The organism is Clostridium tanneri, from assembly GCF_033659955.1.
GTDB classification, from domain to species: Bacteria; Bacillota; Clostridia; order Clostridiales; family Clostridiaceae; genus Clostridium_AM; species Clostridium_AM tanneri.
Genome location: NZ_JARUJP010000001.1, coordinates 423282 through 443594, shown reverse-complemented (window position 1 = coordinate 443594; position 20313 = coordinate 423282). Strand labels below are relative to the sequence as shown.

Annotated in this window: 25 protein-coding genes; 22 read left to right on the top strand and 3 right to left on the bottom strand. The window is 33.6% G+C overall.

The features are described 5' to 3' along the window. Window positions 1–44: 44 nt before the first annotated feature. From cutD to eutM, 12 genes are all read left to right on the top strand, one after another. Window positions 45–998, top strand: a complete 954-nt coding sequence (cutD, locus tag P8V03_RS02170) for a choline TMA-lyase-activating enzyme (protein WP_261671927.1) — start codon at window positions 45–47, stop codon at window positions 996–998. Window positions 999–1038: 40 nt separating this feature from the next. Next, window positions 1039–1392 (top strand): BMC domain-containing protein, encoded by a 354-nt coding sequence (locus P8V03_RS02165; protein ID WP_261671926.1) that lies wholly within the window; start codon window positions 1039–1041, stop codon window positions 1390–1392. Next, a complete protein-coding gene (locus tag P8V03_RS02160; RefSeq protein WP_318796595.1) occupies window positions 1389–1835 on the top strand; it encodes a EutP/PduV family microcompartment system protein in 447 nt (148 codons plus the stop codon). Before P8V03_RS02165 ends, P8V03_RS02160 begins: the two co-directional genes overlap by 4 nt. 6 nt (window positions 1836–1841) lie before the next feature. Then, window positions 1842–2543, top strand: coding sequence for a cobalamin adenosyltransferase (locus tag P8V03_RS02155; RefSeq protein ID WP_318796594.1), 702 nt, complete (start codon window positions 1842–1844; stop codon window positions 2541–2543). Beyond that, window positions 2525–3370, top strand: coding sequence for an ethanolamine utilization protein EutJ (eutJ, locus tag P8V03_RS02150; protein ID WP_318796593.1), 846 nt, complete (start codon window positions 2525–2527; stop codon window positions 3368–3370). Before P8V03_RS02155 ends, eutJ begins: the two co-directional genes overlap by 19 nt. A 24-nt stretch (window positions 3371–3394) precedes the next feature. Continuing rightward, complete coding sequence (locus P8V03_RS02145; protein WP_261671922.1) at window positions 3395–3697, top strand: BMC domain-containing protein; 303 nt, start codon at window positions 3395–3397, stop codon at window positions 3695–3697. After that, window positions 3694–3957 carry a EutN/CcmL family microcompartment protein gene (locus tag P8V03_RS02140; protein WP_318796592.1) on the top strand — a complete coding sequence of 88 codons (264 nt, stop codon included), beginning with the start codon at window positions 3694–3696 and terminating at the stop codon, window positions 3955–3957. Before P8V03_RS02145 ends, P8V03_RS02140 begins: the two co-directional genes overlap by 4 nt. A 38-nt stretch (window positions 3958–3995) precedes the next feature. After that, a complete protein-coding gene (locus tag P8V03_RS02135) occupies window positions 3996–4658 on the top strand; it encodes a cupin domain-containing protein (protein ID WP_318796591.1) in 663 nt (220 codons plus the stop codon). Between the two features lie 20 nt (window positions 4659–4678). Next, the gene (locus tag P8V03_RS02130) at window positions 4679–5338 is read left to right on the top strand and encodes a BMC domain-containing protein (protein ID WP_318796590.1); all 660 of its coding nucleotides are present in this window, start codon (window positions 4679–4681) and stop codon (window positions 5336–5338) included. 34 nt (window positions 5339–5372) lie between these two features. Beyond that, a complete protein-coding gene (locus P8V03_RS02125; protein ID WP_318796589.1) occupies window positions 5373–6965 on the top strand; it encodes an acetaldehyde dehydrogenase (acetylating) in 1593 nt (530 codons plus the stop codon). Further along, the gene (locus tag P8V03_RS02120; RefSeq protein ID WP_318796588.1) at window positions 6965–7612 is read left to right on the top strand and encodes a phosphate propanoyltransferase; all 648 of its coding nucleotides are present in this window, start codon (window positions 6965–6967) and stop codon (window positions 7610–7612) included. The genes P8V03_RS02125 and P8V03_RS02120 overlap by 1 nt, the downstream gene beginning before the upstream one ends. Before the next feature lie 65 nt (window positions 7613–7677). After that, window positions 7678–7971, top strand: a complete 294-nt coding sequence (eutM, locus tag P8V03_RS02115; protein WP_261671916.1) for an ethanolamine utilization microcompartment protein EutM — start codon at window positions 7678–7680, stop codon at window positions 7969–7971. 295 nt (window positions 7972–8266) lie between these two features. On the opposite strand, the gene speE is transcribed toward eutM, so the two are convergent. After that, entirely contained in the window at window positions 8267–9094 is an 828-nt protein-coding gene (gene speE, locus P8V03_RS02110) for a polyamine aminopropyltransferase (protein ID WP_261671915.1), read from the bottom strand. A gap of 515 nt (window positions 9095–9609) precedes the next feature. Here speE and spoIIAA point away from each other — a divergent pair. From spoIIAA to spoVAE, 6 genes are all read left to right on the top strand, one after another. Continuing rightward, entirely contained in the window at window positions 9610–9945 is a 336-nt protein-coding gene (gene spoIIAA, locus P8V03_RS02105) for an anti-sigma F factor antagonist (RefSeq protein WP_261671914.1), read from the top strand. A gap of 14 nt (window positions 9946–9959) precedes the next feature. Continuing rightward, window positions 9960–10391, top strand: coding sequence for an anti-sigma F factor (spoIIAB, locus tag P8V03_RS02100; RefSeq protein WP_261671913.1), 432 nt, complete (start codon window positions 9960–9962; stop codon window positions 10389–10391). 9 nt (window positions 10392–10400) lie between these two features. After that, window positions 10401–11156, top strand: coding sequence for an RNA polymerase sporulation sigma factor SigF (sigF, locus tag P8V03_RS02095; RefSeq protein ID WP_261671912.1), 756 nt, complete (start codon window positions 10401–10403; stop codon window positions 11154–11156). A 97-nt stretch (window positions 11157–11253) separates the two neighbouring features. Next, the gene (spoVAC, locus tag P8V03_RS02090; protein ID WP_261671911.1) at window positions 11254–11709 is read left to right on the top strand and encodes a stage V sporulation protein AC; all 456 of its coding nucleotides are present in this window, start codon (window positions 11254–11256) and stop codon (window positions 11707–11709) included. A gap of 36 nt (window positions 11710–11745) precedes the next feature. After that, window positions 11746–12768: a stage V sporulation protein AD gene (gene spoVAD / locus P8V03_RS02085; RefSeq protein ID WP_261671910.1), complete on the top strand. Its 1023-nt coding sequence runs from the start codon at window positions 11746–11748 to the stop codon at window positions 12766–12768. Window positions 12769–12770: 2 nt separating this feature from the next. Continuing rightward, window positions 12771–13130 carry a stage V sporulation protein AE gene (spoVAE, locus tag P8V03_RS02080; protein WP_261671909.1) on the top strand — a complete coding sequence of 120 codons (360 nt, stop codon included), beginning with the start codon at window positions 12771–12773 and terminating at the stop codon, window positions 13128–13130. A 100-nt stretch (window positions 13131–13230) separates the two neighbouring features. Here the strand turns inward: spoVAE and P8V03_RS02075 are convergent, their stop codons facing one another. Both P8V03_RS02075 and hpt read right to left on the bottom strand, forming a co-directional pair. Next, the gene (locus P8V03_RS02075; RefSeq protein WP_318796587.1) at window positions 13231–15606 is read right to left on the bottom strand and encodes a transglycosylase domain-containing protein; all 2376 of its coding nucleotides are present in this window, start codon (window positions 15604–15606) and stop codon (window positions 13231–13233) included. A gap of 263 nt (window positions 15607–15869) precedes the next feature. Then, on the bottom strand, window positions 15870–16397 hold the full coding sequence (gene hpt / locus P8V03_RS02070) for a hypoxanthine phosphoribosyltransferase (RefSeq protein ID WP_318796586.1): 528 nt from the start codon (window positions 16395–16397) through the stop codon (window positions 15870–15872). A gap of 259 nt (window positions 16398–16656) precedes the next feature. Here hpt and hflX point away from each other — a divergent pair, with 259 nt between their 5' ends. From hflX to P8V03_RS02050, 4 genes are all read left to right on the top strand, one after another. Continuing rightward, window positions 16657–18438 carry a GTPase HflX gene (gene hflX / locus P8V03_RS02065; RefSeq protein WP_261671906.1) on the top strand — a complete coding sequence of 594 codons (1782 nt, stop codon included), beginning with the start codon at window positions 16657–16659 and terminating at the stop codon, window positions 18436–18438. Between the two features lie 303 nt (window positions 18439–18741). Further along, complete coding sequence (gene rd, locus P8V03_RS02060) at window positions 18742–18903, top strand: rubredoxin (RefSeq protein WP_261671905.1); 162 nt, start codon at window positions 18742–18744, stop codon at window positions 18901–18903. Between the two features lie 167 nt (window positions 18904–19070). Continuing rightward, the gene (locus P8V03_RS02055; RefSeq protein WP_261671904.1) at window positions 19071–19292 is read left to right on the top strand and encodes a hypothetical protein; all 222 of its coding nucleotides are present in this window, start codon (window positions 19071–19073) and stop codon (window positions 19290–19292) included. Between the two features lie 117 nt (window positions 19293–19409). Next, window positions 19410–20306 (top strand): nucleotidyltransferase domain-containing protein, encoded by an 897-nt coding sequence (locus tag P8V03_RS02050; RefSeq protein WP_261671903.1) that lies wholly within the window; start codon window positions 19410–19412, stop codon window positions 20304–20306. Window positions 20307–20313 lie beyond the last annotated feature (7 nt).

The window sequence follows — 20313 nt, the reverse complement described above, 5'->3', positions numbered from 1 at the left end:
AATATATTAAAAATCAGTGTGAGTAAAATTGGAGAATGAAAAATATGAGTAATGGAACTTTAGGTATAATTGAACGAAAAGCGACGATTTTTAATATACAAAAATACAATATGTATGATGGAGATGGAGTAAGGACTTTAGTATTCTTTCAGGGTTGTCCCCTTAGATGTAAGTGGTGTGCAAATCCTGAGGGAATGATTAAAAAGAATAGAGTTATGTTTAAAAGTGATTTATGTGTTGATTGCGGGGCTTGCGCTTCTGTTTGCCCTGCTTCAATACACACTATCAGCAGTAAAACTTCGAAGCATGAGGTTAATCATGATGTTGATTGTATTGGATGCGGTAAGTGTAAAAGCGCCTGCCTTAAATCCGCTATATCAATAGTTGGAGAAGTAAAAACCATCTCTGAACTTTTAGAAATCGTAGAAGAAGATAGAACTTTTTATGAAGTTTCTGGTGGGGGAGTTACATTAGGTGGCGGCGAAGTTTTAATGCAGCCTGAAGCCGCAAGTAGTCTTTTAATGGCGTGCAAGCAAGCAGGGATAAATACTGCAATTGAAACTTGTGGTTACGCAAAATTAGAATCAGTACTTAAGGTGGCGGAGTTCACAGATTTATTCCTATTTGACATTAAGCATATTGATTCAGACAAACACTTTCAGTGGACTGGTGTTAGAAACGAACAAATTCTAGAGAATCTTAAAGAATTGCTTCGCCGCAAATATAATGTAAAAATTCGTATGCCTTTACTTAAAGGGGTAAATGACCAGAAAGAAGATATTGAAAAGGTAATGGAGCTTTTGAAGCCATATAAAGATTATAGAAACTTTAAAGGAATTGATTTACTTCCATATCATAAAATGGGTGTAAATAAATATAAGCAATTGGGAATGGAATATCCTATAAAAAATGACCCGAGTTTGACTAATGAAGATCTAAATAAAATAGAAGAATGGATTAGAAAATACGATTTATCTGCAAAAGTAATTCGTCATTAAATAATTTTCAAATAGATGATTAAGATGGAAGGTAAGGTTTATGGGAGATTTTTCTAATAAGGATATACAGCGTATTATACAAGAATCAGTTCCAGGAAAACAAATTACTATAGCTCACGTTATTGCATCGCCAATGCATGATATATATGAACGTCTTGGAATTGATGAAAGAGGAGCAATAGGTATTTTAACTCTTTCTCCATATGAAACTGCTATTATTGCAGCAGATATTGCTACAAAGGCTGCTGATGTTGAAATTGGATTCCTTGATCGTTTTACAGGATCTGTGGTAGTAAATGGTGATGTTCAAAGTGTTGAGACGGCACTTTGTGCGGTAAACGATACGCTTAAAGATATGCTTGGATTTACTCCTGCTCCCATTACAAGAACATGAGAAAAAAACGCATAATGGTAATTGGTCCTTCAAGGTGCGGTAAAACTACATTAGTTAATGCATTAAACGATTACGATGGCCCATTAAGGCGAACGCCAGATTTGATCTATGGTAAGAATACCATTGATGTTCCAGGCTCCTACATAGAGAATGCATGGATGTATAAACATGTAATTGCAGCAGCTCAGGATGCATCCTGTGTGCTTGTATTGGTTGATCAGTCTAATTGTGCTGAAATATACTCCCATGGATTTGCAAGATCCTTTAGATGTCCGGTAATTGGAGTCATAACAAAATGTGATTTAATGGCTGAAAATGAAGAGAAGTGTTTGCGACAGCTAAAGAACATAGGAGTATTGGAGCCATATTTTCATATTAGTTTTAAAGTGGGAACAGGGATTGACGCCTTAAAAAAGTATTTATTTGAAAAAGGTAAGGAGTAAAGGTCAATGATCAAATTTATTACCGAAGAGTATTTAAGAGATTTATATAGAAAAGAACCTTTTAATACCTACAAATTACAACAAGGACAGCGTCTTACACCTGGAGCAGCCCAATATTTGTCTGATAAAAGGATAAAAATGATTAATGGTGATTCAAAGACCAATGAAAAAAATCAGGTAAAGGCTATAAAACAGGCAGAGACCGCAAAGCAAGAGGAAAAGATCAATTTGAATTTAAATTCGAATTTGAAAAAGAAGCTTTGTTGTAAATTGAAATCTATAGAGGCAACATTTCTTGTTACCAGCAGTGAAATATTAAGAGAAGACATTATTTTAGCACAAAATATTATAAGTTTGGGTAGAAAAATATCAAACATAAGAAATGTTGTGGAAGGCAAAGGTACACTTGAACCTATTTACTGCAGAGAGTGTACTGGCATGAATTCATTAAATTTCACAACTGAGCTTCAGGATTGTTTCGAAATAACAGAATTTCATATGCAGCTTAATAAAAGCAGTGCAATATTAAAAATCCATGTACTTCGTTGTGCTTTAAGAGAGTTACACTTTGAAATAATTGATACTTATGAAAATGATGACGACGACCTAAAAGATAGAATTATAAATAATATTAATTCAATAATTAATTCGCTGTCTCAATTGATTTGTTCAGCAGTAGGAGGAAAACAATGTCAGAGAAAAATCTAACTTTTCAATATTGTGATGAGATGGTTCAAAAGTTTGAAGAAGTCATAGAAAAACCAGTTGTTAATAACTCTTCTGTTTACTATACAGGTGTAGACTTAGGTACTGCATGTGTAGTACTAGCGGTTTTAGATGAAAATTATGAGCCTGTTGCTGGCAGCTACAGGTATGCAGATGTAGTTCGTGATGGTATGGTTGTTGACTATATTGGAGCAGTAAAGATTGTTAGAGAACTTAAACAGGAAATCGAGGAAAAACTAAATACTGAGCTTCTTTATGCCGCTGCTGCAATCCCACCTGGAACTGACGCTTTAGATTCTGGGGCAATTAAAAACGTAGTCCAAGCCGCAGGATTTGAACTTACATGCCTTTTAGATGAGCCTACTGCTGCTAATGCTGTGCTTAAAATTGAAAATGGTGCAGTTGTAGATGTTGGCGGTGGAACCACAGGAATATCAATTCTAAAGGATGGAAAGGTTATTCACGTTGTTGATGAACCTACAGGCGGTACTCATTTTTCATTAGTTATTTCAGGTGCATATGGAATGCCTTTTAAAGAGGCTGATAAATTCAAAAGGGATAACAAGAATCATAAAGAAATTTTACCGGTACTAAAGCCGGTAGTTGAAAAGGTAGCATCAATTATCAATTATAATATCAAGAATCATGATGTGAAGGAAATTTCTTTAGTAGGTGGTACTTGTTGTTTAACAGGAATAGAAGAAATTATTGCAAAACAAACAGGCGTTTATACACATAAACCTAAAAATCCTATGTTTGTCACACCACTTGGTATAGCATTAAGCTGCACTCAAGATATTATAGAGTAATGAGAATAAGGAGAGGGTTTAAAAGTGGATTTTAGAATCATAAAATCACCTTCCCAAAGTACTAAAGATATTCTAAGAAGACGAATGGGTGGAAACTGTAAAACAGATATAGATAGTAGTGATGCAATAGGACTTGTTCAAGGTAAACTTATTGATATGATTTATGCTGCAGATATTGCTGAAAAAGCTGTTGGAGTTACCGTTGAAGACATTAGAGGAACATGTCCTCAACATATGGTGTTACTAGGTATTTTTGGTGACACAGCATCAGTTGAATCTGCATTGAGTGAAATTAAATTAAAAATGAAAGAGGTAAAGGCAATATGATAGCAGCAAAACTTATTGATAACGTATGGGCAACTAGAAAATCAGAAGCACTTAACGGGCTTAAATTTATGCTTGCAGAGGAAATTGGTGGAATAGATGCAGGAAGAAGATTTATTGTTGTAGATAACATCAGTGCAGGTATTGGTGATAGGGTTATAGTTAGTACCGGTTCATCTGCTAGAAGAATGCTAGGGGATGACAATATTCCTGTAGATGCAGTTGTTATTGGAATAATTGATGAAGATTGTAATTTTGGTTAAAACACAAATTTCAATGTTATTTGAAAGGAAGTGATAAAGTGAAAAAATTAATATGTGCAAAGGATATTGAAGCATTAATACTAAGTGGAGAAAAGGTATTTTGTATAGATGGTAGTGAAATTATTACACCATCAGCACAAGATCTTGCAAAAAATAATGGAATAATATTTAGTACAAAGGCCCCTGAACCTAAGGTGCAGCAGGCAGCAGCTAAAAAACCATTAAATGTAGAAGATATGGATTGCGATCAGATGCTTAACTTCTTTAGAGCAATGATGGACAAAGGCCTTCTACAGCAAATGCTTGAATGCTTAAAAACAAAAAGTCTTCCATTTGAAGCTGATAGTGATCCTAGTGGACTTAAGGTTGTTAGAGGAAGTTCAGTAAAAATGGATGTATTTGATACTGGCAATCCAAATAACAAAGTTTACTTCCAAGAGTTAGTAAGTAAAGAAGAATCAAAAATGAGTGCAGGATTCTTAGTTATTGAAGATTCAAAGTTTGATTGGGAGTTGACCTACGAAGAGATTGACTATGTCATTGAGGGAACTTTAACAGTTGAAATCAATGGAAAAACATATACAGCTCATGCTGGTGATGTATTATTTGTACCATCAGGTTCTAAAGTAGTTTGGGGATCACCAGACAAGGCTAGGATATTCTATACAACATATCCAGCAAATTGGGCGGATCTTTTATAGAAGACTAGGAGGATAAACCTATGCAGGCGCTTGGTTTAATAGAAACAAAAGGATTACTTGCAGCTATTGAAGCAGCCGATACAATGGTTAAATCAGCAGATGTGAGTATTATTGAAAAAACTTATGTAGGTGGCGGCCTTGTTACAGTTTCAATTACAGGTGATGTAGGTGCAGTAAAGGCATCTATAGAAGCTGGAGTAGCAGCTGTCACAAAACTTGATGAAGAATTTTTAGTTTCACAGCATGTAATTCCACGTCCTCATGAGGAATTGAAATGCATAATTGGGCCTAACAATCTCGAAGATGAGCAAGTCTCTGATGAAGAGACGGCTAATGAAGATAAGGTGGATAATATAGAAGATACAGAAAAAGCAGAAGTTGTGGAAGAAGAAAAAGATATAGAAGAAACTGAAGAGACTGTTGAAAAAAATCAAGACTCTTTAGACTCAAGTAAGATACATAAGGTGAACTTAGAGAATCTGCGCAAAGATGATGTAGATAAGTTAGTAGAGAAAAGTGGTATTGAGAAAACCATTTCTATGTTATCTAAGTTAAAGGTTGTTAAGCTTAGAAATCTAGCTCGTGAATACAAAGATTTCGTAATCACAGGCAGAGCAATTTCAAAGGCAGATAAAAATTTATTAATTGCTAAATTTAAGCTATATTATGAGAAGAAATAGCTATTGTTAAGGCTAAGAAGGGAAGTATGAAACAATGGAAAACTTTGATAAAGATTTGCGCTCAATACAAGAAGCTAGAAATCTTGCCAGACTTGGAAAAGTAGCAGCTAATAAAATTGCTGACTATACTGAAGAGCAAATCGATAATATTTTACGTAATATGGTTAGAGTTGCAGAAGAGAATGCTGTTTGTTTAGCAGAGATGGCTGTTGAAGAAACAGGTTTTGGTAAAGTAGAAGATAAAACTTTCAAAAATCACTTAGCATCTACTATATTATATAACTCAATAAAAGATATGAAGACTATAGATGTAATTAAAGAAGATCCTATAAATAAGCTTATAGAGATTGCTGAGCCAGTTGGTTTGGTTATGGGGATAGTACCTTCAACAAATCCAACATCTACAGCTATTTTCAAAGCTATGATATCAATTAAATCTCGTAATGCTATAGTGTTCTCACCTCATCCATCTGCTGCAAAATGTACAACTAAAGCAGTTCAATTAATGCATGATGCTGCTGTTGCAGCTGGTGCCCCAGAGAATGTTATAAGTGCAGTAAGCATTCCAACAATTGGAGCTACAAATGAATTAATGAAATGCAAGGAAGTATCTATAATAATAGCTACAGGTGGTCCAGGAATGGTTAAAGCTGCCTACAGCTCAGGAAAACCAGCTCTTGGTGTTGGTGCAGGAAACTCTCCAGCATATATCGAAAGAACTGCTGATGTAGAAAAAGCTGTTAAAAATATTATGGCAAGTAAGACTTTCGATTATGGTACGATTTGTGCCTCAGAACAATCAATAATCTGTGAAGAATGTAATCAGGATAAAGTTGTTGAAGAGTTCAAAAAACAAGGCGGATATTTTATGACAGCAGAAGAAACTGATAAAGTTTGCAAGCTGTTATTTAAAAATGGACACGCTATGAATGCTAAGTTTGTTGGAAGAAGTCCACAGGTTATTGCTAGTGCTGCAGGAATTACAATTCCAGAGGGAACAAAAGTACTTATAGGAAGACAAAATGGAGTAGGCGAAGGTAATCCGTTATCCTTTGAAAAACTTACAACAGTTCTTGGATTCTATACAGTAAAGGATTGGCATGAAGCATGTGAATTAAGTATTGAATTACTTCAAAATGGAATTGGTCATACAATGAGCATTCATACTGAAGACAGAGATATAGTTATGAAATTTGCTAAAAAGCCAGCTTCACGTATCCTTGTTAATACTGGTGGAACTCAAGGTGGAACAGGTGCAAGCACAGGACTTAATCCTTCATTCACTTTAGGATGTGGTACATGGGGAGGAAGTTCAGTATCTGAGAACGTTACTCCAGAGCACCTTGTAAACATTAAGAGAGTTGCTTATGGAATAAAGGATTGTACAACATTAGCAGCTGATGACAAAACTTTTAACTATGTGAAAACTACTGAAAGCTGTCATGAACTTGAAAACGCATTTATGAATATGAGTCCAGCTCAAATTGCAGCCGCTGCAGCAGCTTTAAACAAAACTAATGAGTGTACTGCAACTACTAACACTTGCGCTAGCAATGAAGGTGAAAAAAATGAAGGGCTTTTAGATTTAGTTAACCAAATAGTTGCTGCTATTAAGGGGGCAAACTAATGGACAACTTTGAATCAGTATTAAAACTTTTGTTAGAGACAGTTGAATCTAATGGAAAAAAAGCTGTAGAAGAAAATTTATCTGAGATTCCAGTAGGTATTTCTAATAGACATGTACATCTTTCACAAAAGGATTTAGAATGTTTATTTGGTAAAGACCATGAACTTGTGAAGTTTAAAGATTTATCTCAACCTGGACAATATGCTTGCAAAGAAGTTGTAACAATTTGCGGACCAAAGGGTGCCATTGAGAAGGTTAGAATTCTTGGACCTGTAAGAAGCAAGACTCAAGTTGAAGTGTTAGCTGGAGACTGCATTAAGCTTGGAGCAGTACCACATATAAGACTATCAGGAGAATTAAGCAGAACACCTGGAATCACATTAGTTGGACCAAAAGGTTCTGTTCAAATTGAAGAAGGATTAGTGGTTGCTCAAAGACACATTCACATGACACCTGAAGATGCTAAAAATTTAGGGGTTTGTGATGGAGATGTAGTATCAATAAAATTTGATGACCTAAGAGGCGGAGTATATAGCAATGTAGCTATTAGAGCTAACGATGCTTCAAAGCTTGAATGTCATCTTGATATTGAAGAAGCTAATGCAATGGGCATGAACTCAAACTCAAAAATAACAATAGTAAAATAAAAGTTTGTAAATAAAAATTAAAATATAAAAATATAAAAATAAAGGATATTTAGGAGGATTTTAAAATGGTAAAATATGATGCATTAGGAATGATAGAAACTAAAGGATTAGTAGGAGCAGTAGAGGCAGCTGACGCTATGGTTAAGGCAGCAAACGTATATTTAATAGGTAAAGAATATGTTGGAGGCGGACTTGTAACTGTTATGGTTAGAGGAGATGTTGGAGCTGTTAAAGCTGCTACAGATGCTGGAGCTGCTGCTGCACAACGTGTTGGAGAATTAATATCAGTTCACGTTATTCCACGTCCACATTCAGAGGTTGAAGTAATTCTTCCATCAAATAAAGAAGCTGTAAAATAAGATTTTCAGTTAGACTATATAATATACAAACGTCGCTAAATATGGTTTAGCGGCGTTTTTATTGCGTTAAGAATACTATTATTTAGCTAGCTTGGGCTTCCAGATTTGGCATAAAAAATACCTTCCTTTCTTTTGTTCAAGCAAGTGCTGTCAGTTTTTAGACAACAAAAAGACACCTGTGATGTTTTGTACCGTAATTAGATTTACGTGCAAAGCACCACATGTGTCGTTTACTTGAATTTATTATTTAATTTTTTATGTAACTCTATATTTAAGAGAGACTCTTAAATATCAACTATTTTATTAAATCTTCAACAAACTTAGGAAGTATAAAACAACCATGGTGAAGTTCTTTAGTATAGTATTTTGTGTCTATATCTATAGTGTTAGATAAGTCCACAGTTTTTGGATCATGCTTCTTTGAACCTACAGTAAAGCTCCAGAAACCACTTGGATAAGTAGGAATTCCAGCCATAAATAATCTAGTTACAGGGAAGATAGCATTTGCATCATCATAAACCTTCTTTACAACTTCAGGTAAATAGAAAGGAGTTTCAGTTTGAGCTATAAATATTCCTTCCTCTGTTAAACATTCAAATATCTCTTTATAGAAACTACCGCCAAATAAACCTTCAGCAGCTCCAAAAGGATCCGTTGAGTCTACTATAATTACGTCAAACTCATTCTTGTGTTCATGAACATATTTTATACCATCACCTATAAATACTTCACATCTAGGGTCATCTAAGGCACAGCTTATTTCTGGTAAGAATCTCTTACACTCTTTGACAACCTCGCCATCTATTTCACATAAAACTGCCTTTTCTACAGAAGGATGTTTAAGAACTTCTCTTATAGCTCCACCATCTCCGCCACCAACAACAAGTACCTTCTTAGGATTTGGATGGGTAAATAGAGGAATGTGTGCTATCATTTCATGATAAACATATTCATCTTTAATTGTAGTTTGAACTATACCGTCTAAAACCAACATCCTTCCTAAAGCATATGTATCAACTATAGCTAAATCTTGAAATTCGGTTTTTTTAGTAACTAATGTTTCCTTTATTTTGTATGTCATAGCAGCATCAGCTATCTGACCTTCTTTTAACCACATATCCATAATGCATACCTCCTATTGAAAACTTTATAATGATATTATATCTTTAATCAAACAAATAATATTATAACAATGATTTTAGTAAATGACAATTAAAAGGTAAGGATTGTTGATAACACTATATTTTAGGAAGGAATTTTAATAATTATTGTTGAATTGTAGAAAAAAATAATTTTATAGTATAAAATTATGCAAATTGGTAAAAATAGAAGATAAAAATATTTATGAAAAAGAAGGAAAAATATTACAAAAATAGAATAATAGTTAAATGTACTATTATATTCTTTTAGTTTTTATAATATACACAAAAATTTATTAAGAGAAGGGGGGTAAGACCGTCTGGCTCGGACTATGCAGAAACTATCTGCATACCCTGTAATTTAATATATATTAGTTAATTACAGGCACTTTTGGTTTAGCCAAGAGCCAAAAGTGGTAAATTAATGTTAAGGGAATAGCTTTAACGCTAAGACTATAGGGCACAGAATAAATGTAGTTTTAGTAGAGCGAATGATAGCATGTATGTAGAATTTGAAAACAGAGATGAAAAACTTATAGCCTACATAGTAGGAGAATTAGATCATCATAGTGCTGAAGAGGTTAGAAATAAAATTGATGATAGGTTAGATAGAGAAAATATAAGTAAGTTAATAATGGACTTTTCTGGTGTAACTTTCATGGATAGTTCAGGTATAGGTGTAGTGATTGGAAGATACAAAAAATTGAGCTTGAAGAAAGGAACTATATGTATTACTAATGTAAGAGATTCTGTAAAAAGAATCTTTGAACTATCAGGTATGTTTAAAATAATTAAGCTTTATGACAGCACTGAAGAAGCAGCTCAGATTATTTAGTGGGGGGATTAGAAATGTACGAGAATATGATGAAAGTAGAGTTTCTCAGCAGATCAGAAAATGAAAGTTTTGCAAGAGTAGCAGTAGCAGCTTTTGCATCACAGCTAGACCCAACTGTAGAGGAGTTAGCAGATATTAAAACTGCAGTTTCAGAAGCAGTTACGAACTCTATTATTCATGGATATGAAAATAGTAAAGAAGCTATAGTTAAAATTGAGGCTTATATCAAAGATAGAGAGCTTACAATAGTGGTAGAGGACCAAGGTGTTGGAATAGATAATGTTGAGCTTGCTATGCAGCCATTATATACATCAAGGCCAGACCTAGAAAGGTCAGGAATGGGTTTCACTGTAATGGAGACTTTTATGGATACTTTAAAAGTGGAATCTGAGAAAAATAAAGGGACAAGATTGATAATGAAAAAAGCATTTAAATCTTTAAGTTAGGTGAATAGTATGAGTGAAGAAGCTGTAAAAAAATCCAGGTACGACTATGAAGATAACCTAGAGCTCATTAAGTACGCTAGAAATGGAGACAAAAGTGCCTTAAATAAGTTAATAGAAGTTAACTTGCCTCTTGTTTCTACAATAAGCAAGAAATTTTTAAACAGAGGATATGAGTACGAGGACATATTCCAAATAGGATGCATGGGATTAGTTAAAGCAGTAAATAACTTTGATGAAAAGTATAATGTAAAATTTTCTACATATGCTGTTCCTATGATACTTGGAGAAATAAAAAGATTTATAAGAGATGACGGCATGATTAAAGTAAGTAGGAGCGTAAAAAATACTGCTAAAAAGCTTCATTATGATAAAGAAGCTTTAACTAAGCAGCTTAATAGGGATCCTACAATTCAGGAACTGTCAGAGTTTTCTGGAGTAAATACTGAAGATATAGTTTTTGCAACAGAATCTGCCAATAGTCTTCAATATCTACATGATACCATACATCAAGATGATGGAGCTCCGGTACTGCTTATAGATAAGTTAAGTGAAAATCCACAGGAAGACAGCGATATGATAGATAGAATAGCATTAAAGGAAGCTTTAAAAAGTTTAGATGTTAAGTCAAGGCAAATAATTATGCTTAGGTACTTTAAGGACAAAACCCAAATTCAGGTGGCAAAGATGCTGGGGATAAGTCAGGTACAAGTTTCAAGAATTGAAAAAAAAGTATTAAAAATTATGAGAGAAACCTTAAGTGGATAGGATACATTAACAGTGTATCCTATTTTTATTTTTGTTTAAAAATAAAAATACTGCACACAATAAAATAACTATATTTATTATAAAGGATGTGTTTTGTGTGCCAATAAAGGAAGCTAAAGTTAGAGAAAAATTTAAAAAGATATCTGCACAAACTCAGCCTAAACCTAATTTACTGAAAAACTGCATAAGTGCTTTTATCGTTGGAGGATTAATCTGTGATATAGGACAGTTCTTTAATAACTTTTTACTAAATAGAGGAATACCAAAGGATGATTTAGGAGCATACGTTTCAATAATAATGGTTTTTATAGGAGCACTTCTAACAGGCATAGGAGTATATGACAAAATAGCAACCCATGCAGGAGCTGGCACTGTAGTTCCTATAACTGGGTTTGCCAATTCTATAGTTTCACCAGCTATGGAGTTTAAAAAAGAAGGCTACATTTTTGGTGTAGCAGCTAAGATGTTTACTATAGCAGGACCAGTGCTAGTTTATGGTATAGGGTCATCGGTTATAGTAGGTATTGCTTATTTTATCATAACAAGAATATGAACCTTAATTGTCAGTTGACGAAAGGGGAGGATTTAGTTGAATAAAAAAATAGGTAAGCATACTGTGAAAATAGAAAGTAAGCCTAGAATAATTGCTGCTACAAGTATAGTAGGTCCCAAGGAAGGAGAAGGGAATTTAAAAAGCTATTTTGATACAATACTACAAGATGATTTAAATGGAAAAGAAAGCTTTGAAAAAGCAGAAAGCGATATGCTATATAATGCAGTAGTGCAAAGCATAAAGAAAGCAAAAATAAAGGAAGAACAAATAGATTTCTTGCTAGCAGGAGATTTATTGAACCAGCTCACATCTTCAAGTTTTGCAGCTAGAGGTATGAATATACCCTTTTTAGGTCTGTATGGAGCATGTTCCACAATGACAGAATCCTTAGGAGTGGCGGCTATGCTTATGGATGGTAACTTTGCTAATTATGTTGTTGCGGCAACCTCGTCTCACTTTGCAGCAGCAGAAAGACAATTTAGGTTTCCGCTGGAGTTTGGAAATCAAAGACCGCCTACAGCTCAGTGGACAGTAACTGGAGCAGGGTCTATGGTTTTAGGTAAGGAGGGAAACTATCCTTATATTACCCATGTAACTATAGGCAAGGTAAAGGATTATGGAATAAATGACCCTAATAATATGGGAGCAGCTATGGCGCCAGCAGCAGTTTCTACTATATATCAACACTTTAATGATACAAAAAGGTCGCCAAAGTATTATGACCTTATAGTAACTGGAGACTTAGGCAAGTATGGTAAGGAAATAACAATTAGTCTATTAAAGGAATATGGATACAACATAAAGGATAACTATATAGATTGTGGAGAAGAGATATTTGACAGCGAAAGACAGGGAACTAATGCTGGAGGAAGTGGCTGTGGATGCTCTGCAGTAGTTTATAGTGGATATATATATAAAAATATGTTAAGTGGAAAGTTTAAAAGGGTACTATTAGTTTCTACCGGTGCACTTTTAAGTACTACATCTTCGCTACAGGGAGAGAGTATACCTGGTATTGCCCATGCAGTATCTGTAGAATATGGAAAGATGGAGGACTAACAATGAAGAGCTATCTAATGGCATTTATAGTGGGAGGAACAATATGTGTAATTGCTCAAATACTTATGGATAAAACTAAATTAACACCAGCGAGAATATTAGTAAGTTTTGTGACAATAGGAGTAATTTTAGGGGCTCTAAATATATATGATTTTGTTATAAAACTAGGTGGGGCAGGTGCAACAATACCTCTGCCTGGGTTTGGATATTCCTTGGCTAAAGCTACAATAAAAGAAGTTGATAGCAAAGGAATTTTAGGAGCTTTTACAGGTGGTATAAAGGGAACTGCAGGGGGAATAACAGCAGCAATAGTATTTGGATATATAATGGCTCTTTTATTTAATCCTAAGACTAAGGACTAAATAAAAAAGGCATACTCTAAATAAGAATATACCTTTAAGTTAAACAAAATCTTAAAATTTCTTACTGAAAGACTTAGCTTAGCTAAGTCTTTCAGTAAGGTTATGGATTTTTTGTTGTAGACTTTTTGGGATTTGTACCTTTATTGTTAACTGGAACACTTTCCTCATCCTCATTATTTTGCGGAGAGTTTGGTTTTGTGTTATTTTCACCAGGTTTATCCGTTCCACCATTTGTATCTGTATTATCTATATCTTCATCAGGGTTTTCCTCTGTACCATTATCGTAATTAGTTTGATTATTTTTATCTTTAGAAGGCTTTAAAAACTGATTATCCCAAATTGAATTTTTATAGCCTGAAGAGTGGGATAAATTACAGTAATCAGAAGGAATGGAACCCTCTAAAAACAGTTCATTAGATACCTTGTTGCCTGTAGGATCACTATAGCAGGCAGAGGTAGGTAATTTACCAGAATCTAAACAAACTGCTGCACTTACTACACCTTGAGGCATTGTAATATCCTTTGCTACTAAGTTTGCATGAACAGGCTGCATTATAGCTGCCCATACACCTGCAGCCATATTACTGTTAGCACCACTAACTATAGTATTATCATCATTACCAATCCACACTGATGCAGAATAATATGGTGTGAGACCAGTAAACCATAAATCTTTACTTTCACCAGAGGTACCAGTTTTTCCTCTTACTGGCATATTGCCAAAGTTGGCTCTAGGACCTGTACCACCAGGACTAACAGGACCTTTTAATATATCATACATTATATAGGCACTTTCAGCAGAGAGAACCTGTTTAGTTTCTTTTTTATTTTCTAAAAGAGTTTTTCCGGTTCTATCTACAACCTTACGATAGAATTTAGGGTAGGTATACACACCATTATTTCCAAAAACGCCGTAAGCCGCTGCCATTGTATAAGGATTTGTTCCATAAGTCATCTGCCCTAAAGCTAAAGCAGATATACTTGATTTATCAGAAGGATCTAACTTTAGTCCAAACTTTTCTGCATATTCAGCACCGGTTCTTAAACCAATTTGATTCTCTATGTTTACTGCAGGCACGTTTAAGGAATGCATTATAGCCGTCCTTAGGGTAACATTACTGCCGTATTGGCCAAAAGCTAGAGTGTCATTTTTAGGGCTAAAGCCGTACATTTTAACTAGATTATCTGGCCATGGAGAGTCATCTACTGAAGTAGCTGCAGACATCTGCTTAGAATCTATAGCTGCACCATATACTGTTAATGGTTTAATAGTAGATCCTGGACGCCTTAAGAAGTTGTCTGACGCAGCTCTATTATAAGATAAAGCATTTTGATCTCCTCTTCCTCCAACAATTGCTTTAACATCTCCAGTATGATAATCAATTATTACAGCAGAAGCCTGTGGCTGCATTATGCCATTTTTGTCTCTTCTTGAGTTAAGGCCAAAGGTACTATCTGCATCAAGCAATGCTTGAGTGTTATCTTGAATACTTTTATCCATAGTTGTATAAATTTTTAGTCCACCGTACATAACAAGATGTTGAATTTCTGTATCAGTATAATGATATTCAGCTTTTAAGTCCTTTTTAACTTCCTCTATGGCAGGTCTTGAAAACCATTCATAGTTAAGTTTATTCTTAGGTGCAGAATAGGGTTGAAATACTAGTTTTCCGCTTTCCAAGTCAGATAACGCCTGATTATACTGATCACTGGAGATATATCCATTCTCATTCATTTTCATTAGTACATTTTTAGTTCTATTCAAGTAAAGAGAGGGATTTTTCTTAGCTGATGGTGAATAAGGATAGTATACAGAAGGATTTTGAGTTACTCCTGCAATAAAAGCACATTGTATTAAGTTTAAATCCTTAGCTGGTTTTGCAAAGTATTGCTGTGAAGCTGTCTCAACTCCATAGATACTGCCGCCTAAAGATATGGTATTCATATAAGCTTCCAGTATTTGCTCTTTAGTTAATTGCTTTTCCAGATTAACAGCTAAATAGCCTTCCTGAATTTTTCTTTTCCAAGATACTTCAGAAGATAAAATTGTATTTTTAAGAAGCTGTTGAGTTATAGTAGAAGCACCTTGTAAAGAGGATTTGCCCTTTATTTTGCTTTTTACATTCACATATGCTGAGCCTATAATTCTTTTAAAGTCTATACCACCATGTTTGTAAAACCTCTCATCTTCAATGCTGACAAAGGCATTTTTTAGGTCCTCAGGCATATCTTTAAATGAAATTATATTTCGCTGCTCAGTTACAAGCATTTTATCCATGAATTCATCCTTGTCGTTATATAAAACTGATGGCTCGTTCAAAGTTAAAACTTGATTTACGTCTAGAGGTGGAGCATTTTTTATTATAGCTAAAACTGCCCCAGCAGAGGCTACAATAGATAATATAAATAAACTGAATATAGTAATCAGCGTAATTTTTAAAGCTTTATAAGGAGCTTTTTTGCGCTTTTTAACCATAATAGTCCTCCTTGTTTTTTATTTAGGAAAATTACCGATTTTAAATTATTATAACATAAACTAAGAAATTAATGAAATACATAAAAATTATGAGTAAATAAGGGTAGAACTACTTAATATAGATATTAGTAGTGAATTTTTCTTAGGTAATAGCAGAAGAGGTGTCAAAAGAGATACCAACCTAAATATTGGTAAGGTAGACTTTAGAGTTTTTAATAAAAAAATCTGTGATCAAATTAATGAACACAGAATTTATATTTTTATTATTTTTCTTCCCAGTTGAAAACATAAGGGATATTTCTGTAGTAGTCACCATAGTTTAATCCATAACCTACAACAAATACATCAGGAATTTGGAAACAGCAGAAATCAGGTTTAATGTCTGTTTTTCTTCTTTCAGGCTTATCTAATAGAACACAACATTTTACACTAGCAGCTCCAAGTGATTTTACGTGGTTCATTACAAAATTCATTGTAATTCCAGTGTCCACTATGTCGTCTACAATAAGAACATCGTATCCAGTAATATCATCAGGTATGTCATTTACAACTTTTACAGTTCCAGAAGATTCTTCTGAGTGGCCATAGCTTGAAGTTGTCATGAATCCGATTTTTACAGGAACATCTATATCTCTAACTAAATCTGCTGCAAATATAAAGCTTCCTCTTAAGAGTGACAGCACATATAAATTCTTTCCTTCATATGCATTACTAATTTCTTTACCTAACTCTTTTATTCTTTCAGCAATTTTTTCCTTGCTTAATAATACGTTTCTTGATTTATCCTCCATAATAAGCCTCCAACCATACATATTTACAATAATAGTTTTATAGTATAAAATTATATGAAAGTTGTCAAGTATAGAAAGTTTTTGGTAAAATATGTAGTATACTCTACATATTTTGGTTTTTTTTAACTTCAAACATTTTAAATTTATAGTTTAAGTTTTTACATAAGAACATAAAATTATTACAGGTTGGTAAGGATAAAACTAAGTATAAGTGAGAGAATTTAGAAAGCTTGATTAATAAAAGAATGGAGATGATTCTATGATATATGGAAATACAGAGGGAGTAAAAAATTTCATATTAGATAAACTAGAACAAATTTATGAAATGAAAATTCCTAAGGATAGCATTTGTAATGAAGAACTTATAGATATAATTGCTGAGGCAACTTCCTATTTAAATAGAGAAGTTAGTGTTGCAGTTACTAGAAAAGGAGCAGTAGTTGCAGTAGCCATAGGTGATAGCAGTACTGTTGAAATGCCTGAAATCGATGTAAAGGAAAAGAAGCTATGTGGAGTTAGAATAATACATACCCATCCAAATGGAAACTCAAGGCTTTCAGCAATAGATATTTCTGCCTTAATAAAGTTGAAATTGGATTGCATAGCGGCAGTTGCTGTAGAAGATAACAAAGTTATAGATATGTCCATAGGCTTTTGCGGCATAGAAGATGACTTACTTGTTGGAGAAAGTACAGAGCCAATAACTATTGAGCAAGCTCTTCACTATAATATATTAGATAGAATAAATCACATAGAAAGCTTAATGAAAAATAATGATATTATTGATGATGATAGTGAAAGGGCAGTGTTAGTTGGAGTAGAAAGCGAAGAAAGCTTAGAGGAGCTGGCAGAACTGGCTAGGGCCTGTAACGTTAAGGTAGTTCACGCAGTTTTACAAAAGAGATCCACCTTAGATACTGCTTTTTATGTAGGAAGAGGCAAGGTAGAAGAAATAGCACTTTTAAGACAGTCCTGTAATGCTAATGTTGTTATTTTTGATGATGAGCTTTCTGCATCTCAAGTAAGAAACTTAGAAGAAAATCTAGGAGCAAAGGTTATAGATAGAACTACATTAATATTAGAGATATTTGCAACTAGAGCAAGAAGTAGAGAATCGAAAATACAGGTAGAGCTTGCACAACTTAAATATAGACTTCCAAGATTATCAGGTTTAGGTACTGTTCTTTCAAGAACTGGTGGGGGAATTGGAACAAGAGGTCCTGGAGAAAAGAAGCTGGAAGTAGATAAAAGACATATAAGAGAAAAGATATATGATTTAACAAGAGAGTTAAAGAAAATAAGACAGGTTAGAGAAACCCAAAGGGGAAGAAGAACTAATATACCAAAGGTTTCACTAGTAGGGTACACCAATGCTGGTAAGTCTACTCTTAGAAATAAACTATGTGAGATTGCTATGCCTAAGGAAAACTCTGAAAAGGAGAAGGTATTTGAGGCAGATATGCTTTTTGCAACCTTAGATATAACCACAAGGGCAATAGCACTGCCAGACAGCAGAGTAATTACTATAACTGATACCGTTGGGTTTATAAAAAAGCTTCCTCATGACTTAGTAGAAGCTTTTAAATCTACATTAGAAGAAGTGCTTTATTCAGACTTGCTTTTACATGTAGTTGACGTTTCATCAGATACTGCAGAAGAACAAATAGATGCAGTTAACAATGTACTGTCACAGCTTGGTGCAAAGGATAAGCCTACTATACTAGTACTAAATAAAATAGATAGAGCCTCTGAAGAAAGAATAAAAGAAATTGAAGAAGAATATGCAGGAATACAGATTATTAAAATCTCTGCTAGAGAGGGAATTAATTTAGATTCTTTATTAGAGGTTATAGGAAATGCTCTTCCTTATACTTTAAAAGAGGTAGAGTATATTATACCTTATAGTGATCAGTCTATGGTAGCATTTTTGCATAGAAACGGAAAGGTTAAAGAAGAAGAGTACAGAGATGAAGGAACTTATATCCGAGCTATGGTAGAGGATGAAGTATTTAATAAGTGTGAAAGTTATATGATTAAATAAGCTATTTTAATAAGAGCATGACTGCTGAAAGACGATGTAGAAAGCATAATAGTAGTTGAATTTAACTAGTCGGTTATGGGCTTATTTCAAAAGTATATCAAAAACACCCTGGTAATAATACTAGGGTGTTTTTGGTAGTTGTAACAACTAATGCCTCCTGGTAAATGAATTGGAGAAATTATAAACTTTTCTTTTAGTTACTAATAAAATTAATATTTATTTTTAAGTAATAATTATTGTTGACTGGTTTAGAAATTTATAGTAAAATAATTATAGAAAGTTAAATATCACGGAGGTAATATTATGGATAGTTATATTTGTAAAGTTTGTGGATATATTTATGACCCAGAGGTAGGAGATCCTGATGCAGGGGTTAACCCAGGAACAGCCTTTGAAGATCTTCCAAAGGATTGGCTATGCCCACTTTGCGGAGTTGGAACAGAAGAATTCGAGAAGGTAGAATAGAATAATATATGTAAGGGATGTACTAGAAACTAATTAGTACATCCTTTTTTATATGGAAAAATAATTATGAGTAACTTAAATATATATATTTATTATTGGAAAAATAATATTAAGCATATAAATAAATTTTACATACTTAAAGTCTATTAGGAAAGGATGAATAAATTATGGGAAAAATATGTCCTGTATGTAATAAAATAAATGATATAAGATCAGACTGTGAAGAATGTGGAGGAACTATGGAAAACCTAGGGAGAGTACAGGATTTTTCAGACCCTTATGGACCTCAGCAGCCCTTGAATGATGCTGAGGACTACTGTGCTCATTTATATAAGTGTAATAATTGTGACAATAGAAAAAGAATTGAGGTTTCAAAAGTAAATATTTAAAATTTGAAAGAAAAAATTCATTAGTGCAGTTTTACTATTGTAATTGTGGTAAAATGTATTATATAATATAAAAAATTAAATGTTCATTCAATTTAAAAAAGGGGGAAAAATAATAATATGGAGAGGACTATCTTGCAATATCAAAAAGCTTTCAATAGTATAATTGAAAGACTGAAATCTAATGATTCAGTTCTAGCAGTTATGGTATTCGGCAGTATGGTTACAGGGGATTTGTGGGACGAATCGGATATAGACCTTTTTGTCATATTGGACAAAAAAAATCCGGATATAGAAAATATCTATACTGAGGAGAAAAATGTCCCGGTTCATATCAAACTTATGGGTAAAAATAAGTTTTTGCAATTACATGAAGAGGATTTAAGAGGGGGATTCATTCATAGAATATTTGCATCATCAAGACTTGTTTTTTCAAAGGATAGCCAGGTAACTGCTAGATACGACAACGGAAGATACTATCCTGATCTAGATAGAGAAAGATGGAATATGGTTTATCTTGGCAAGGTGCTAAAGAACATAGGTTTATGTAAAAAGTATTTATATAATAACGGAATATATACAGCCTACACAGCTGCAGTTAAAGCTACCCAGGAGTATTCAAAATTATATGTTAACTCTTCTGGATATATGATAAGTAAAGATGCTATGACAATGGCAATGAATTTAAACGATAGCTTTAGAAAGATTGTAGATGATTTGTTTTTCAACAAAATAGAAATGGAAAAGGCTATAAACAACACTCTTGACTATTTACAAACAAATGTAGATGGTTCAATAAGGAATTTAACTAACATTTTAATAGATTATATGAGAGAAAAAGACAGTTTCTTAAGTGCAGAGGATATAAAAAACGATAAGTTATTTTATAATTATGAAATAAATATGGAAGATGTATTAAATAAGCTTTGGGAGAAAAACGTAATAAAAAGAGAAACCAGAGATTATAGATCAGAAGATGGTAAAGTTCTTTTTAAAGAAAATGTTTATTTTATTTAAAAATTCA

Bases quoted from the DNA above. Each gene is read 5' to 3' on its own strand.
- cutD (WP_261671927.1), top strand. From the start codon at position 45: ATGAGTAATGGAACTTTAGGTATAATTGAACGAAAAGCGACGATTTTT.
- P8V03_RS02165 (WP_261671926.1), top strand. From the start codon at position 1,039: ATGGGAGATTTTTCTAATAAGGATATACAGCGTATTATACAAGAATCA.
- P8V03_RS02160 (WP_318796595.1), top strand. From the start codon at position 1,389: ATGAGAAAAAAACGCATAATGGTAATTGGTCCTTCAAGGTGCGGTAAA.
- P8V03_RS02155 (WP_318796594.1), top strand. From the start codon at position 1,842: ATGATCAAATTTATTACCGAAGAGTATTTAAGAGATTTATATAGAAAA.
- eutJ (WP_318796593.1), top strand. From the start codon at position 2,525: ATGTCAGAGAAAAATCTAACTTTTCAATATTGTGATGAGATGGTTCAA.
- P8V03_RS02140 (WP_318796592.1), top strand. From the start codon at position 3,694: ATGATAGCAGCAAAACTTATTGATAACGTATGGGCAACTAGAAAATCA.
- P8V03_RS02130 (WP_318796590.1), top strand. From the start codon at position 4,679: ATGCAGGCGCTTGGTTTAATAGAAACAAAAGGATTACTTGCAGCTATT.
- P8V03_RS02125 (WP_318796589.1), top strand. From the start codon at position 5,373: ATGGAAAACTTTGATAAAGATTTGCGCTCAATACAAGAAGCTAGAAAT.
- P8V03_RS02120 (WP_318796588.1), top strand. From the start codon at position 6,965: ATGGACAACTTTGAATCAGTATTAAAACTTTTGTTAGAGACAGTTGAA.
- eutM (WP_261671916.1), top strand. From the start codon at position 7,678: ATGGTAAAATATGATGCATTAGGAATGATAGAAACTAAAGGATTAGTA.
- speE (WP_261671915.1), bottom strand. From the start codon at position 9,094: ATGGATATGTGGTTAAAAGAAGGTCAGATAGCTGATGCTGCTATGACA.
- spoIIAA (WP_261671914.1), top strand. From the start codon at position 9,610: ATGTATGTAGAATTTGAAAACAGAGATGAAAAACTTATAGCCTACATA.
- spoIIAB (WP_261671913.1), top strand. From the start codon at position 9,960: ATGTACGAGAATATGATGAAAGTAGAGTTTCTCAGCAGATCAGAAAAT.
- sigF (WP_261671912.1), top strand. From the start codon at position 10,401: ATGAGTGAAGAAGCTGTAAAAAAATCCAGGTACGACTATGAAGATAAC.
- spoVAE (WP_261671909.1), top strand. From the start codon at position 12,771: ATGAAGAGCTATCTAATGGCATTTATAGTGGGAGGAACAATATGTGTA.
- P8V03_RS02075 (WP_318796587.1), bottom strand. From the start codon at position 15,606: ATGGTTAAAAAGCGCAAAAAAGCTCCTTATAAAGCTTTAAAAATTACG.
- hpt (WP_318796586.1), bottom strand. From the start codon at position 16,397: ATGGAGGATAAATCAAGAAACGTATTATTAAGCAAGGAAAAAATTGCT.
- hflX (WP_261671906.1), top strand. From the start codon at position 16,657: ATGATATATGGAAATACAGAGGGAGTAAAAAATTTCATATTAGATAAA.
- rd (WP_261671905.1), top strand. From the start codon at position 18,742: ATGGATAGTTATATTTGTAAAGTTTGTGGATATATTTATGACCCAGAG.
- P8V03_RS02055 (WP_261671904.1), top strand. From the start codon at position 19,071: ATGGGAAAAATATGTCCTGTATGTAATAAAATAAATGATATAAGATCA.
- P8V03_RS02050 (WP_261671903.1), top strand. From the start codon at position 19,410: ATGGAGAGGACTATCTTGCAATATCAAAAAGCTTTCAATAGTATAATT.